14 protein-coding genes are annotated in these 14,993 nt (G+C 43.7%); 6 read left to right on the plus strand and 8 right to left on the minus strand.

What is annotated here, in order from left to right; all coding sequences use genetic code 11:
- Positions 1–89: 89 nt before the first annotated feature.
- A complete protein-coding gene (locus JN178_RS06585; RefSeq protein ID WP_442859700.1) occupies positions 90–1,295 on the plus strand; it encodes a hypothetical protein in 1,206 nt (401 codons plus the stop codon).
- A 26-nt stretch (positions 1,296–1,321) separates the two neighbouring features.
- Positions 1,322–2,242, plus strand: a complete 921-nt coding sequence (locus JN178_RS06590; protein ID WP_202264628.1) for a LysR family transcriptional regulator — start codon at positions 1,322–1,324, stop codon at positions 2,240–2,242.
- 21 nt (positions 2,243–2,263) lie between these two features.
- On the opposite strand, the gene JN178_RS06595 is transcribed toward JN178_RS06590, so the two are convergent.
- The 3 genes from JN178_RS06595 to JN178_RS06605 all read right to left on the minus strand — a co-directional run bounded on the left by JN178_RS06595 (position 2,264) and on the right by JN178_RS06605 (position 5,377).
- On the minus strand, positions 2,264–3,370 hold the full coding sequence (locus JN178_RS06595) for an SMP-30/gluconolactonase/LRE family protein (protein WP_202264630.1): 1,107 nt from the start codon (positions 3,368–3,370) through the stop codon (positions 2,264–2,266).
- Positions 3,371–3,427: 57 nt separating this feature from the next.
- A complete protein-coding gene (locus JN178_RS06600) occupies positions 3,428–4,168 on the minus strand; it encodes a putative quinol monooxygenase (protein ID WP_202264632.1) in 741 nt (246 codons plus the stop codon).
- Between the two features lie 258 nt (positions 4,169–4,426).
- Entirely contained in the window at positions 4,427–5,377 is a 951-nt protein-coding gene (locus tag JN178_RS06605) for an SDR family oxidoreductase (protein ID WP_202264634.1), read from the minus strand.
- 192 nt (positions 5,378–5,569) lie between these two features.
- Here JN178_RS06605 and JN178_RS06610 point away from each other — a divergent pair, with 192 nt between their 5' ends.
- Entirely contained in the window at positions 5,570–6,466 is an 897-nt protein-coding gene (locus tag JN178_RS06610; RefSeq protein ID WP_202264636.1) for an AraC family transcriptional regulator, read from the plus strand.
- 101 nt (positions 6,467–6,567) lie between these two features.
- On the opposite strand, the gene asnS is transcribed toward JN178_RS06610, so the two are convergent.
- On the minus strand, positions 6,568–7,965 hold the full coding sequence (gene asnS, locus JN178_RS06615) for an asparagine--tRNA ligase (protein ID WP_202264638.1): 1,398 nt from the start codon (positions 7,963–7,965) through the stop codon (positions 6,568–6,570).
- Between the two features lie 264 nt (positions 7,966–8,229).
- Between asnS and JN178_RS06620 the strand changes: the two genes are divergently transcribed.
- Entirely contained in the window at positions 8,230–8,703 is a 474-nt protein-coding gene (locus tag JN178_RS06620; RefSeq protein ID WP_202264640.1) for a hypothetical protein, read from the plus strand.
- Between the two features lie 9 nt (positions 8,704–8,712).
- Here JN178_RS06620 and JN178_RS06625 read toward each other — a convergent pair whose 3' ends face one another.
- Positions 8,713–9,681, minus strand: a complete 969-nt coding sequence (locus JN178_RS06625; protein ID WP_202264650.1) for a calcium/sodium antiporter — start codon at positions 9,679–9,681, stop codon at positions 8,713–8,715.
- 284 nt (positions 9,682–9,965) lie between these two features.
- Between JN178_RS06625 and JN178_RS06630 the strand changes: the two genes are divergently transcribed.
- Entirely contained in the window at positions 9,966–11,453 is a 1,488-nt protein-coding gene (locus tag JN178_RS06630; RefSeq protein WP_202264652.1) for a RimK family protein, read from the plus strand.
- Positions 11,454–11,527: 74 nt separating this feature from the next.
- Positions 11,528–12,718: a peptidase C39 family protein gene (locus JN178_RS06635; RefSeq protein WP_442859701.1), complete on the plus strand. Its 1,191-nt coding sequence runs from the start codon at positions 11,528–11,530 to the stop codon at positions 12,716–12,718.
- Positions 12,719–12,773: 55 nt separating this feature from the next.
- On the opposite strand, the gene JN178_RS06640 is transcribed toward JN178_RS06635, so the two are convergent.
- The 3 genes from JN178_RS06640 to JN178_RS06650 all read right to left on the minus strand — a co-directional run bounded on the left by JN178_RS06640 (position 12,774) and on the right by JN178_RS06650 (position 14,992).
- Positions 12,774–13,055 (minus strand): hypothetical protein, encoded by a 282-nt coding sequence (locus JN178_RS06640; protein ID WP_159622989.1) that lies wholly within the window; start codon positions 13,053–13,055, stop codon positions 12,774–12,776.
- A gap of 277 nt (positions 13,056–13,332) precedes the next feature.
- On the minus strand, positions 13,333–13,746 hold the full coding sequence (locus JN178_RS06645) for a BLUF domain-containing protein (protein WP_202264657.1): 414 nt from the start codon (positions 13,744–13,746) through the stop codon (positions 13,333–13,335).
- Between the two features lie 205 nt (positions 13,747–13,951).
- Positions 13,952–14,992, minus strand: coding sequence for a protein-glutamate methylesterase/protein-glutamine glutaminase (locus JN178_RS06650; RefSeq protein ID WP_202264659.1), 1,041 nt, complete (start codon positions 14,990–14,992; stop codon positions 13,952–13,954).
- Position 14,993: the final 1 nt, after the last annotated feature.

Genomic DNA, 14,993 nt, shown 5'->3' on the forward strand with positions numbered 1-14,993 from the left:
GCGGCGCCAATGTGTATTATCAAAATTAGGGATAACTTATTGATTTACAGATTTCACAGCATAGCGCATTGCGAGGGTATCGGGAAGTGATGCAGTTTTTAAACCACGAAAAACAAGAAGAAATTAAGAATATGTTTACGGACAAACGAAGTGGCATTCAACGTCTGTACTTAACGGGTAAACGACGCGGTAGACGCTTTGTGTCTAAGCGCAGTATTAGTGGCGTGCGCTTTTGGCGCAGCCTAACATTTGCTCAACGATGTTATCTTGTTGCAACGGGAATGGGCCTATTAGGGATGTATTTCAACGTCCAAAGCGCCGCTTTTGATGTTGTAATGTATGCCTTTGCGTTAGCAGGGATCGTAAACGAGATATGGCCCCGTTTTATGATTGTGTGGCACAGCCTGCCGGGCAAGGCGGTCATACTATTTGTGTACGCCATTATTGCTAATTTTGCATTAGCCTCGGCAAGTGGCATGGTTAACGATATCGCGGGGGTATCGGCCAGCGCATTGCCCTATAGTCATAACTTCGCGCTTATACTTACTATGCCAACGTGGTTCTTTATCACGTCAATCATGGCGCTTCTTCTTTTAATACTCTTAACGCCACTGTATATGATGGTACTGCTGGTACTTAAGCCCTTTGGTGTTAAGCGTATTTGGCACCCGCCTGAGTATCGATTTGTGCTAACGACCACGTTCATTCGTTTCATTTGGACTGTTTTATTGTTGGTTGAGTTTTCACTGCTTTCTGCACAAGCAGGATTGATGTGGGAGGATGAAGAGCAAGTAGCAAGCGAAATGGCATCGGTTCAATTTGCCGGTGATGCACTTGTTAAGAAAATTGCTGAGCAACAAAAAGCGCAAAAAGCTGATGGCGATGTGTTGTCTGATGAGGGGGCAGAGTTGCCCGGCTTAACAGTTAAACTAGGTGACGAGACAGGTGATGAAGCAAGTAATGCAGAAAATAATGTCGCGTTAGATGACGCAACCAAAACGATTAATGACATCAACAACGCAAATGCAGACATTGAAGAAGAGTTTGAACAGGCATGGAAAGATGCAAAAGTGAGAAGTAAAGCATTCAAAAAGATGCAGCAACGCGCTTTAGCTGACTTCATTTATGTGTTTGAAGCAGACTCTCGTTCACGCTGTGCGCATTCACAAGATAGTCGTGTAATAGAGTTAAATGACTACGAGTTCCTTGAAATTACTCGCGACAAAAGCGAAGAAAACGAAATTGGCTACCTTTACCAAGTGAAGGCGTGCAAATCGGCGGCAATTGGGTTGTAGGTGGCTAAGTACACAATGAGAATTCTATGAACATAGATTACCTTCGACTTTTTGTGAGGGTGGCGCATCTCAGTAACATCACAAAAGCGGGTGCTGAATTCGGACTTTCCTCCACAGTAGCGAGTACTCATCTTAGTAAATTAGAAGCCTCGCTGAATGTGCGTTTGCTTCATCGTACTACGCGCAAAGTAACGTTAACAGATGAAGGGACTATTCTGTTTCACCAAGCAGAGGACATCATATCAGCTATTGATCATGCGAAAAGTACAGTGGGAGGTGGTGTACCTAAACCTATAGGTACACTGCGCGTAACTGCACCATCGTCCTTTGGACGTAAACATTTGATGCCTTATCTAAATGAGTTTATGGCGAAATATCCCGATTTAGTTGTTGAATTTCACCTGTCTGATTCAATTGTAGATGTCATTGAAGGTGGTTTTGACATAGCGATAAGAGATGCGCCGCTTAAAAGCTCATCGTTAGTTGCAAAGAAGTTAGCCGTTGATAAAAGAATTATCTGTGCCTCGCCTCAGTATTTGAAAACTCATGGTACGCCATTAACCCCTGAAGCACTCAAGGCTCATCAATGTATTAACTTATTCGGTAATGAGCACTGGGTTTTTCAAGGCAAACAAGAAAACATACACGTAAAAACGTCGGGCTCCTTTAAAACTAATGACGGTGAAGCAGTACTGAAGGCGTGTATTAATGGCCTAGGCGTGGCAATGACTGCGACGTGGATAGCGCACGAAGAGCTCAGTAAAAGCAGTATTGTCCAAATTTTAGAAGACTACCCATTGGTTCACGATGCCGCCATATGGGCTGTTTATCCAAGTACAAAATTACTTGCTCCAAAGGTAAGAGCGTTCATTGATCACTTCGCTGGATGTTATGGTGACCCACCTTATTGGGATAAATTGTTACAGGGCACTTTGCGTGAGCTCTAAACAAAGCTCACGCAACTAATCTTATTTAGCTAGCCTAAGTACCGAGATTGTAATAGGAAAGTCTGGTGTTGTATTGACCATATTTGCTGCGCCAAAGGCCGCATCAAAGTTAGTCACATATACCTTTCCTTCTCTTAAAATAGCTTCACCGGGACCATCAAGTTCATTGTTGCGCCCATCTGTATTGCCATTGCGTGCAAGTAACTTTTTGTCGCCATTTAAACTGATACGGTATACCGCGTTATCAAAAAGGTCTGTGGTATAAAGGGCATTGGTTTTGGCATCCCACTGAATACCATCGCCTGCAACTAAACCTTTGGTTAACAGTGTTGTACTTGCCACTTTACCTTGGCTATCAAATTGCGTTCTGTAAATCGCGCCTTCTTCCATTATCCCTGTATACATGTTTCCTTGCCCGTCTATTGCAAGGCCATTAGCACCAAAACCCAAGCTACCGTCAGATGTGAATTGAGATATTAAATGACTGTCGTGCTTACGAGCATTTTCAAAAGGCATGACTTGAAGTGGGGCAGAGGCACTAAGTTCATCCAACTTAAATCGATAAACACCGCTTATAGTGGGTTTACCTTTCTCAGCACTGAGTACCGTATCAGATACATAGAGTGAATCACCGTGCCAAGCCACTGCATTGGGAAAAGATAAGCCCTTGGCAACTACTTCAACGTTTTTCGGTCTATTATTTTCGACAATAATGCGCAAAATCCTTGATTCTCCGCCAAACCATAGCTGCATGTCAGCGACGTATAGATGACCATCAGGGCCAAATGCAATGCCCATTGGTGTTACCACGCCACTTTTAGCTTCTACGTCTTTATCTTGAAATTGATACCACGTAGTCACTTGGTCATTTTCATCAATCAAACCTATTGTTGGCATTTCAGATGATGCCATAAGGCCAGCTTTAACAAATGTGTCGTTATGCAAGTTCGGTGACGAAAACAAAATGTCATTGTTGTTAACGGCAAAGCTTGCAGGCGAATTGAACTTCCCTGGCAAGTTACTTAACTCAAAGTATTCGTTCTCTACTGAGGTACTCGCACAACCAATAGTTGAGATTAAGGTTGTTGTTGCTACAAAAAGTGAAGCTAATCGAGAAAGCGTTGACATACGTCCTCCTGAGTAATAAATGGATTTGAGGGGCCAAAGCCCCAATGAATCTGTCTACTAGCGTGCAAACCCACCTAAAGGCTTCAACAATAGGGGAGATAGCGCCGAATGCTGTTTCCTAATAGAACTAGGAAGGTTGCCAAGGTGAACCATTCGGGTAGGCGTAGCGGCTGCAATCCATCTGTCAGCGTGATCGTTCCAATTTTGAATGTGAATATTGCAAGCTTCTTCATCTAAGAAGCGCTCGTAGACCAATATGTCGCCGTCGTCAGACATGTAGTATTGATAGTTCAATGTTCCAATTTCTGTTTTGGCTCGGGCCACTTGCGATAGCATTACTTCGCGAAAATTTTCAAGTTGACCTGGATTTAATTTAGCTTCAACAATCCAGCCGAAGTTTTCGAATGCTGTGGCATTGTCTGGACGCGCAGGGCTACTTGGTGCATTTTCTCTAGCGAAGCCTCCAAATGGCTTTAACCAAAGAGGGCTTAACGCGCTGTGTCGCTCACGAACATCTTCAGGTAAGTCGCCAAGGTGAACCATCCGAGTAGGATTGGCCGCTGAAGTCCAGCGTTCAGCATGTGCATCCCAGTTTTCTATATGCTCGTGAGAAGCGGCCGCATCAGTGAAACGCTCGTAAACTAAAATATCGCCATCATCAGACATATAGTATTGATAGTTAAGTGTACCTTGCTCATTCGTTGCCTGTTTAACTTGCGATTGCATCACCGACTTGAAGTTATCTAGTTCTCCATCATTAAGTTTTGCTTCAACAATCCATCCAAAATTAGTGAACATACTATTTCTCCCGTTATGATTGCTTATCCACCGTCCACATCAAATCAAGCCGCCTGTGGTTGTGAACGTTAGCGAGATATGGCCGCTAGTGCGGCAATCTCTATCGACAACAGAAGTCTAACAATGAAGTTTTATGCTGATAATTGACCTTTATATACAATCACTAGGTAGTTTTTGTTGGTAATGAGCGGCTGTATCGAATAATAACTGTAAGAATTTAGAATGGGGTCGGAATGACTGACGTTGTTACTCGTTATGCTAAAACTGCCACAAAAACTGTGTTTCTTTTTCCGAACGCGCCCATAGCTTTGTTAGTACTTTCTCATTAACAACAAAGTCCTCTAGCTTGCATTCTCCAACCGGACCGCCAAAGTTCATTAGCCCTGTCGGTCCATAATATGCGCGCTGTTTAAGGTTTTCTTCCGTGGCACACATAACTTCAGGGTAAGCGCCTTTTTCTGCAGACTGCGCTAACCCTATTTTCACCATAACAGCCCAAGAGAAACGCGTTGCAAAGTTGGCACTTTCCCTAATGAGAGTGGTATTTGAAGCTCCCGGGTGACACACAAATACTTTCACTTGTTTGTTGTGTTCCATAACCTTGTTTTGCAGTTCAAATGCAAACATCATTTGAGCCAGTTTACTTTGGCTATATACCTTGTTGGGGTGGTAATTTTCGTTCCAATTCATATCATCGAATTGGATAGTCTTGAGGCCCATTTTATGACCTTCGCTCGACACAACTACAATTCGCCCCTTAGATTCATTTATTCGTTCAAAAAGAAGGCCACACAATAAAAAGTGTCCGTAGTGATTCACGCCTAGTTGGCTTTCAAAGCCGTCTTCGGTAAATTGTTGAGAAGATATCTGCGCAATAGCTGCATTACAAATAAGTGCATCAATAGTCGAAACCTCACTTAAGATTTCTTTTGCGGACTGTCTTACAGAGGCAAGACTGCTCAGGTCAAGGTGTATATAACTTACGCTGGCGCTACTACCAAATTCTTGTTTTAACCGAGCAATAGCGTCATGAGATCTGCTAGGGCTGCGATTTAACATGACAACCTTTGCGTCCTTCGAAAGTAAAATACGTGCTGCTTCGAACCCTGCTCCTGTGTTCGCGCCCGTGATCAAAAATGTTTTATCATTTACATTTTTCATTCGCGAAGGCGTCCAACCGCCTTTTCCAAATAGATTATTTTTTGCCATTTCGCTTAAAACCTTATATCGCGTTGTGATAAGTATATTTGCAATATAATGATTAGTGTGTTGCTGAACTAGGCGATATTCACTTGAAAATTTGCCTAATCGTATCACTATGTTGCTCCGGTGAACGGTTGGTGTTAGGTTTTAATTCAAGTGCACAACGTAAATAATTGATGAGGCTGTGGCCTTTAAACAATGAGTAAAGCATTAATAAAACAGTTAATTGAAGACACGGTGAAGCATAGCGGCCTGTATGAAACAGGTATTGAAGGCGTTCAGCTTTTTAAGATAACACAGCCAATAGAATGCGCGCCGGTTGTATATGAACCCTCACTGACAGCCATAGTATGTGGAAGTAAAGAAGCGATCTTAAATGGTGAAAACCATGAGTTTAATACCAGTAAGTACACCTGCTGTACTATGTCGATGCCTGTCGAAGCGGGTATCCCCAATGCTTCTGAAGAGAGTCCTCTCCTTGGGGTATACATCTCACTAGATAGTAGAATAATGACTGATTTAGCCATCGAGTTTGACAGTGCAGGTGGCAAGGTCTGTCAAGCGAATGGAGTAAATACGCCATCAGGCATTGTTTCAGCCAAGTGGGATGCCGACTTTTCTGATGCGTTATATCGCTTGCTTTTGCTTATCGATAATACTACCGACACCGCTATATTATCGCGCAGTCGTTTGCGAGAGGTGTATTACGCGGTGTTGAAAGGGGAGGCTGGAAGTGTAGTACGACGCAGTTTCGCCCCGGGAAATGCTGTTGTAAAAGCTATCGAATATCTTGCCACTCATGTGGGGAAAAACATCACTATAGCGGATGTGGCCAGTAAAGTAGGAATGAGTAAGGCAGTGTTTCATCGTAAATTCAAACAAGCCACTAATATGTCGCCGATTCAGTTTGTGAAATCTATGAGACTAAATAACGCCGCGAAGCAGATTGCGGCAGGAACAAATGTTGGTTTGGCAGCACTTGAGGTGGGTTATGTAAGTTCATCTCAATTTAGTCGCGACTTTAAACGTATGTATGGCCTGTCGCCAAAACAATGGGAAAAAGAAAATAGATCGAAGGCTGCAACTTCGTTGTAGTAGATATGTGAAAGTCACGCCTGAGCCTATCACCTCATGCGTAAGGAAACAAAAAAGCCCGCGGTAGTTAGCTACCGCGGGCTTTCTTTTATTAGGAACGCTTAGAAGCTAGCGTTGCCCGGTGTACGAGGGAATGGAATAACGTCACGTACGTTTTGCATACCTGTAACATAGGCAACAAGACGCTCGAAACCAAGACCGAAACCTGAGTGAGGAACAGTGCCGTAACGGCGAAGGTCGCGATACCATGCGTAATCTTCTTTCGATAGGCCCATTTCATCAAGACGTGCATCGAAAACATCTAGGCGCTCTTCACGTTGTGAGCCACCAATAATCTCACCAATACCCGGCGCAAGCACGTCCATTGCAGCAACCGTTTTACCGTCATCGTTAATGCGCATATAGAACGCTTTAATATCTTTCGGGTAGTTCTGCATGATAATTGGCGCGCCAACGTGCTCTTCTGCTAGGTAACGCTCGTGCTCAGACGAAAGGTCGATTCCCCATTCAACAGGGAATTCAAAGTCTTTGCCGCAGTTTTGCAAGATTTCGATAGCATCGGTGTAATCCATGCGTACGAAATCTGAGTTAACTAGCTTTTCTAGACGTTCAATTGCATCTTTCTTGATGCGCTGCGCGAAGAAAGCCATGTCATCTGGCAGTTCTTCTAGTACCGCTTTACAAACGTACTTCAGCATATCTTCTGCTAGTTGTGCCACATCTTTAAGTTCAGCAAAAGCCACTTCTGGCTCAATCATCCAGAACTCTGCAAGGTGACGAGAAGTGTTAGAGTTTTCTGCGCGGAACGTAGGCCCAAACGTATATACTTTCGACATTGCAGTGCAGTAAGTCTCAACGTTAAGCTGACCTGATACCGTTAGGTAGGTTTCTTTTCCGAAGAAGTCTTCTGAATAATCAACGTTACCTTTGTCGTCACGCGGAATGTTCATCATATCAAGTGTTGATACGCGGAACATCTCACCAGCACCTTCGGTGTCACTCGCGGTAAGAATTGGCGTAGAGATCCAAAAGTAACCTTTTTCGTGGAAGAAGCGGTGAATTGCTTGAGACAAGCAGTTTCTCACACGTGTTACTGCGCCAATAACGTTGGTACGCGGGCGAAGGTGTGCGTATTCACGTAAATACTCAATGCTGTGGCGTTTTGCTGCCATTGGATAAGTGTCTGGGTTTTCTACCCAGCCCAAAATCTCTATGTCTGTTGCATCGATTTCAACTGACTGACCTTGGCCTTGAGACTCTTTAACCGTGCCTGTTACAGACAGAGAACAGCCTGCCGTCAAACGCTGAACGTCGGCGTAATTTGACAGAGAATTTAGCGCAATAACCTGTACAGGATCGAAGCAGCTACCATCGTGTAGTGCAATAAATGATAAACCTGCTTTTGAGTCTCGGCGTGTTCTTACCCAACCTTTTACGGTTACCGATTCGCCAACGGCGTACTTACCCTTAAGTACGTCAACTACGGGCGCATGCGTCATGTTAATTTCTCCGTCTTACTAATTTTATGTTGTTGCTCTCTACTAAGTGATATTCAACAACACAGTGCAAAATGCACGAAAACTTGTTTTATGGTCAATGTTCTGGATTGCTGTGCCGATAAAAAACACAAACCTAGCTAGGCATTTTTACGTATTCATACCTAGAAGCATGCTATGGTGGTGTAAAAATAGACAAAAAGGCACAATCCACTAGCACGCTAGTATACTCAACCTTAAGCGGGATGCCAGAGAACAGAGTGACAAATGGGAAATAAAAACAGTTCATCATCACCAAATTCACCGTTGACTTCACCAACGGGTGACAACTTGTCATCTCGTAAAGACGAAAAGCCTGATATTGTCACCTACGAAATGCTGGCCGAAAGGCGCTCGACACCTCGCTCGCAAACAACATTTTATAAAGTGATGCTGGGTCTAAATATCTTAGGCTGGGTAGGACTGGTTGTTGTGTTAATTCTATTTCACTATGCGCGGCCAGACTTTATAAGCGGGGTGCAAGAATATTGGGGCATAGAAGGGGATACATCCTGGTCTCAAACTCACGTTAACGCTATGACAGTGATGCTTTTGGTGTGTTTAGCGTTAAGTTTGGTGAGTATTGTAATGAGAGCAAAGCGAACTCGACGAGAAAACGATAATTTTGGTGTGAACTTGATTGTGCTCATAGCGATAGTAGCTATCAGTTTAGTCACTGTAGCTACTACGCTAGGCTTTTAGCATAACTTGTTAAATGAACGCAGCCTGTATCAACCAGTAAGTATAAGCGGCATACGCGACAACGAATGCGCCGCCTTCTAGCCTATTTAAGCGGCCCTGACGCTTAATGCCAATACAGAAGATAAATAGTGCGACAGTTGATGCCAGCATAACAACCACATCGCGATACAAAAAGTCTGCACTGACTGCCATTGGCTGAATGGTGCCAGCAATACCGACTACCGCAAGCGTGTTAAACATATTTGACCCGATGACATTCCCGATAGCGAGGTCGTGCTCTCCCTTGCGCACTGCCATCAATGATGATGCAAGCTCTGGCAGTGATGTGCCGATGGCAATAACAGTAAGGCCAATAATCGTATCGCTAACACCGAAAAAGGTAGCTACTTCAACCGCGCCCCATACCAGCATTCGCGAGCTTGCTACCAGTAATAATAAACCGGCAATTAACCACATTACGTGGGTTTTTACCGTACCTTCGGTTGCATTAATTTCGTCGCTGTATTCAGACGCCAGCGCATCGCTATCACCTTTCATACCGTGATATATGCTCCATGAAATAAGCAACACAAAAAGACCAAGCAATGAAAAGGCGTCGTCTTTTGATACTTGTTGGTCAAGTACCTGCCATGCAGCAAAAAAGGTGATGCCAAGCAATACAGGCAATTCTTTTTTGATAATTTCTGATTTGACGGCAATAGGGCTTATTACGGCGGTGATACCCAGAATAAGCATGACATTGGCAATGTTCGAGCCATATGCATTACCTAATGCAATGCCAGAATTTCCCTGAATGGCGGCAAAAATAGACACGATAATTTCGGGAGCTGACGTGCCGAAACCAATGATGAGCATACCAATCAGCAACGGTGACACACCAAAGTGATTAGCAACAGAAGCCGCGCCACCTACAAATTTGCCCGCACTCCATAACAATACAGGTAACCCGATTGCAATAGCCAAACTGGCCAATAACATACCTACTCCTTAAATCTATATGTTTTGCTTCGCGACGACTAACGATAACACAAGCGCTTATAAAAACAGGTCAACACGATGATAAGTATCCTTCCAAATGAGTAAACATTTTTGTTCATCATTGCATCAGTTTTCGTTGTCTTAACGATGAAAAAAAGCCGTGCTGATAATGCTATGCAAAGTTCAAGTTAAGCGTAAACTCAGCGCTGTTTTAAATGCGATTGCAATTTGCGCAATAGCAACTTTAATTGTAACTGACAACACACTTTTTAGAAGCGAATTACATGCACAATACACTGATTGTTACTGATGATGTTACTCCTTTTTGTAACACAGCTTTAACTGTGCTTACTTTTCAAGACTACCTTGCAGAGTTCCCAAAACTGAACGAACCCAAAACACGCGTAATAAACTTATGCGATACCTCGCGTTATTTAAGCGAAGGGTATTACTGTTCACTATTGGCGCAAGCAAGAAGTCACTCTGTTTTGCCATCGGTAAATACCATTAATGATCTGCGCATGGCAGAAGAGAAAAGTATTGATCGTATCGTGTTCTCGGTATCAGCAACACAAGACAACGCCGAGCTTAGTGAAGAACCTTTATTAGTACTGTTCGGTGAAGTGAAAGATCAGCGTTTTAAGCGTCTTGCAAGACAAGCGTTTGAAAAGTACCCGTGCCCTGTATTGTTGTTAACGCCCACTATTACGCAAACAAAAACGTTAGCGAAAGGGGCGGGCAAAGTTCAAATTGAAGGGGTGGCAAGCGTACAGGCTAAAGCGTTCAATGAGTTATCCGACAAGCAACAGGTTCGTTTTATTGAACAGCTAGTTGCATACACTAAGATTCAGTGGCGGGCGAGTAAGACCAGCAAGAAAGCGCGTTGGGATATGGCTATTTTAGTAAACCCTGAAGAAAGCACACCGCCAAGCGATGAAAAAGCGATAAAGCACTTTGTCAAAGCTGCAGAGAAGGTGGGCTTTCGCGCTGACGTAGTAAGTCGATTAAAGCCTGAAGATTTGGGGCATTATGATGCGTTGTTTATTCGTGAAACGACCGCCATTGATCATCATACTTACCGTTTAGCCCGTGCGGCAGAGCGCGAAGGTATCGTGGTGATGGATGATACTCAGTCTATTTTGCGCTGTTGTAATAAGGTGTTTTTACAAGACGCATTTGCGTATCAAAAAGTCCCTGCGCCTAAAGCAACCTTTGTATCAAGTGCAAGCGATGAAGTGTGCGAAAAACTGATTAATGACTTTGGGTTGCCTTTGGTACTTAAACTGCCAGAGAGTTCGTTCTCGCGAGGCGTGCACAAAGCAGAGTCCAAAGAGGCACTAAAACTGAGACTGGAACAAATGTTGTCGGAATCTGCGTTAGTGCTGGTGCAAGAATACATCTTCACTGAGTTCGACTGGCGAATTGGTGTGCTTGGCGGCAAGCCTATTTACGCGTGCCAATACTTTATGGTTCGAAACCATTGGCAGATATACAACCATCAAGGGGACAGATTTTCTTCGGGTGGTTTTGCCACCATGCCAACCTTTGAAGTACCGAAGCCGGTGCTACAAGCGGCAGTGAAAGCAGCAAAGGTAGTCGGTGATGGTCTATATGGTGTGGATATAAAACAGGCAGGGAACGCTGTGTACGTAATTGAAGTGAACGATAACCCAAGTATCGATTCAGGTGTAGAAGACAAATATTTAGGCAAAGAACTGTATGAATTAATCATGCAAGAATTTGCTAACAGGTTGGAGCAAAGAGGGCGATGATTCCATCGGCTGAAGTACAATTTATTGGTGATAGCGCTGCAAAGTCGCAAAACTCGACTGATGTGACACAAGGTATGGCAGCAGCATCGCAGTCTAACAAGGTGCTAGATAGTCAGCCTGGGCAACTCGCTTTGCGGATTGCCACAACCAGTGATTTGGCTGCACTTCAGCATATCGAGAAAACCTGTTTCACCACAGATAGACTCACTAAGTCGCGCTTTAAATTTTACATTGAAGCGCCGCATGCTGAACTTGTGGTTGTGGAATTTACACCGAGTGAAAGTGGCGTCCACCCTAATGCTCAAGCGATGACATTCACCGAACCCACAGTAGTTGGCTACGGCCTTCTGCTTTTGCGTAGAGGTACGCAATTAACACGACTTTACTCTATTGCCGTGTTACCAAGTGCTAGAGGTTTGGGTATTGCTGAAAAGCTCATAAACAGCTTGGGGGAGCGGGCGCTTTCGCGGGGAAAGCGGTTTATGCGCCTGGAAGTTGCAGTTGGTAACACAGGTGCAATCGCGCTATACAAAAAGTTAGGATTTAGTCAGTTTGGTATGTATACCGACTATTACGATGACCACACCGATGCGTTACGTATGCAAAAAGTATTAGTGCCAAGTCGTTCGGCCAAATCTGAAGTGTATCCGTGGTATCAACAAACGACTGATTTTACGTGCGGTCCTTCCGCACTAATGATGGCGATGTGCGCCTTAGACAGTAATTATGAAATTTCTCAACAAAACGAATTGGCGTTGTGGCGAAAGGCGACAACCATTTTCATGATGTCAGGACATGGTGGTTGTCATCCTGTGGGGTTAGCGCTAGCAGCCCATTCAGAGGGGTTTTCAGCACGCGTAATCATTAATCAAAACGTACCTTTATTTGTGGATGGTGTCCGAAACACTGAGAAAAAAGCCATTGTAGAAAGCGTAGAGATGCAGTTTATGCAAGACGCAAAGGATAAGCAGATAGAGGTTGAAATTACTGATTGGCACACAGACATTATTGATGACGCTCTGCGTGCAGGTAGCACGGTATTGTGCTTGATCAGCACTTACGCCTTCGACAAGAAAAAAATACCACATTGGGTGGCTATTACCAGTTGTGACTCGCATTGCTATTATCTTCACGACCCTGATGCCAGTGAAGGGCAACCTGTGGAATATCAACACATTCCTGTTGCGCGTGAAGATTTTTTGCGCCTAGCAAGTTATGGTACACGTAAAGTCAGAACGCTGGTTTTACTCAACCCGCCGCACTAGCGCATACGAGCTGGTGGTCATCTCAAATTAGGGAAGCCTACATTACAGGCTTTCCCTAATGATGGGCTTGAGAAACGCTAACTTTGTTGTTCAGTGTTTTAAGCTTACTTACTAATTGAGATAGCTCTTTAACTGATCCTGAGTACTCAATGTGCTTGTTCATTTGTTGGCCTTTTACCGCACTGTTATACAAAGCGGTACTTTCAAAGCAAGCAGTTTGCTTGTCCAGTTGTTTCCATTCACCCTGTAAATCTCGGGGAATGCAATGACGTTTTGCACTAAGTTTGTCTTTAATTTGCAACACTTTTCCGATTAATAATTGTGCATCAGTTGGCATAATTATATCTCCTATACTGCTATAATCAGGTAACTTGTTGTTTTACTTGGCTTTTGCGTTTGATGCGAGGGCTAAACAAACCATTTTCAAGTTACGCTTTCCTTTGTTCACTTATTGATAGTGCATCAACAGTGCCAAAGTAGATAAGAAATAAGCTAACACAATGAATTGGCGTGTTAATTATTGAAAAAGCTCAATAGGTATTAGAAATGAGTTGTATAAAAAGTGGACGCATTTTGCAGTTTACTCGCATATGCGTCGCACAATGCGAGTTAAGTTACTCTGCTAGCTGTCTAAAGTCTGCGAGTAATGAAAGTGCGCTGTCGCCAAGCATCGAGTAAGGGTCAAACGCGTCTTTGGTGCTAAATTGAAGTACTGAGCGCTTAGTAATAGCCTGCTCAGATACATACCCCATTTCCCAAGAGCTAAAAGCCCTATGAGCAATTTCAGTATAAGACAGAAGCATTATTGATTTGTGTCTGGTATCTGTTTGAATTTTTGAGAAGCAGTCATTGACCGCTGAGCGCGACCCCTCTAAACACTGAAGGAAGTAACGCGAGTTAAAACACAGCATACCTGTAATACCCTGCTGCTTATTATTCTTTCGAGCACTGTACAGGATTGATTCTATATCACTTGGTTTGAAGGATTCGCCAACCGTACTTGCGTAAATTAGTCTTACAAGAAACATAATAAGCCCTTTCTTTGACGTTAACCGCGTTTATCACTGCTTCGTAGATAAACTCAAAAAATTTCTAAAACTCAAACGATACGACTGAATCCCGCATCACAGCGTTTTGATTTTCACGCAACCGCGCTGAAATCAGTGGTTCAGATGATTTAACCTTATTCTTCTGCATTACAATATAGTCGTCTTTTGCAGAAGCATAAGCGTTTTACAGTCTTGAATTTCCACCGTGCTGACGTAAGTATTCAAAAACGGCTGCAGGAATGGTGTCTAGGTCGCATACTTTATTTGCTGCATCCAGTTTAATAGCTTCCCGAGGCATGCCGAAAATAACACAAGACGCTTCATCTTGTGCCAGCGTAAATGCACCCGCTTGTTTTAGTTTAAGCAGTCCGTTGGCACCATCTTTTCCCATTCCCGTCATGATGATGCCTATCGCATTTTTCCCCGCCGCTTTACTTACACTATCAAAAAGTACATCTACAGATGGCTTATGCCCACTTACACGCTCGGAATCTATTAACACGGTGCGGTAATCTGCGCCGCTGCGCTCTATGCCCATGTGAATATCGCCCGGCGCTATGTAGACGTAGCCTGGTAGTAGCCTTTCACCGCCACGTGCCTCGGCGACATTAACACTGCAAGAAGCATTCAGTCGCTGCGCGAAGGTTTTGGTAAACCCAGGAGGCATATGTTGCGTTATCACTATTGCGGGAGCATTGGCCGGCATGGTTTCTAAAAAGCGCTTAATCGCAATGGTTCCGCCGGTTGATGCGCCAATAGCAATAATTTTCTCTGTACCTGAAATGATAGATTCTTGTTTTGCAGTAGGTGTTGAAGAGAGCTTTTTAACTTTTGATTTTGACGCAAGTCGAATTTTCTCAATAATAAGCGAACTATACTTTTCAATACCCTCAGTAACACCAATCTTAGGCTTAGGGATATAGTCGACAGCACCAAGTTCCAAGCTTCTTAATGTTGCTTCAGCACCTTTTTCGGTGAGCGTAGAGATCATGACCACAGGCGTCGGTCTGGCTTTCATCAACTTAGACAAAAACGTTATGCCATCAACTTTTGGCATTTCAATATCTAGCGTTATCACATCAGGACTGTGTTGGTTAACCATATCCCGAGCGATGTAAGCATTAGGCGCTGCACCGACAACCACCATGTCGGGCGTAGCAGATACGATTTCAGACAACAGGCTTCGAATTAGCGCGGAGTCATCGACTATCAGTACTTTTATCATC

The organism is Alteromonas sp. KC3 (assembly GCF_016756315.1).
Lineage (GTDB): Bacteria > Pseudomonadota > Gammaproteobacteria > Enterobacterales > Alteromonadaceae > Alteromonas.

Coding starts and splice junctions, on each gene's coding strand:
- JN178_RS06620 (WP_202264640.1), top strand. CDS start 8,230: ATGGGAAATAAAAACAGTTCATCATCACCAAATTCACCGTTGACTTCA.
- JN178_RS06635 (WP_442859701.1), top strand. CDS start 11,528: ATGGCAGCAGCATCGCAGTCTAACAAGGTGCTAGATAGTCAGCCTGGG.
- asnS (WP_202264638.1), bottom strand. CDS start 7,965: ATGACGCATGCGCCCGTAGTTGACGTACTTAAGGGTAAGTACGCCGTT.
- JN178_RS06595 (WP_202264630.1), bottom strand. CDS start 3,370: ATGTCAACGCTTTCTCGATTAGCTTCACTTTTTGTAGCAACAACAACC.
- JN178_RS06640 (WP_159622989.1), bottom strand. CDS start 13,055: ATGCCAACTGATGCACAATTATTAATCGGAAAAGTGTTGCAAATTAAA.
- JN178_RS06585 (WP_442859700.1), top strand. CDS start 90: ATGCAGTTTTTAAACCACGAAAAACAAGAAGAAATTAAGAATATGTTT.
- JN178_RS06625 (WP_202264650.1), bottom strand. CDS start 9,681: ATGTTATTGGCCAGTTTGGCTATTGCAATCGGGTTACCTGTATTGTTA.
- JN178_RS06650 (WP_202264659.1), bottom strand. CDS start 14,992: ATGATAAAAGTACTGATAGTCGATGACTCCGCGCTAATTCGAAGCCTG.
- JN178_RS06610 (WP_202264636.1), top strand. CDS start 5,570: ATGAGTAAAGCATTAATAAAACAGTTAATTGAAGACACGGTGAAGCAT.
- JN178_RS06605 (WP_202264634.1), bottom strand. CDS start 5,377: ATGGCAAAAAATAATCTATTTGGAAAAGGCGGTTGGACGCCTTCGCGA.
- JN178_RS06600 (WP_202264632.1), bottom strand. CDS start 4,168: ATGTTCACTAATTTTGGATGGATTGTTGAAGCAAAACTTAATGATGGA.
- JN178_RS06630 (WP_202264652.1), top strand. CDS start 9,966: ATGCACAATACACTGATTGTTACTGATGATGTTACTCCTTTTTGTAAC.
- JN178_RS06645 (WP_202264657.1), bottom strand. CDS start 13,746: ATGTTTCTTGTAAGACTAATTTACGCAAGTACGGTTGGCGAATCCTTC.
- JN178_RS06590 (WP_202264628.1), top strand. CDS start 1,322: ATGAACATAGATTACCTTCGACTTTTTGTGAGGGTGGCGCATCTCAGT.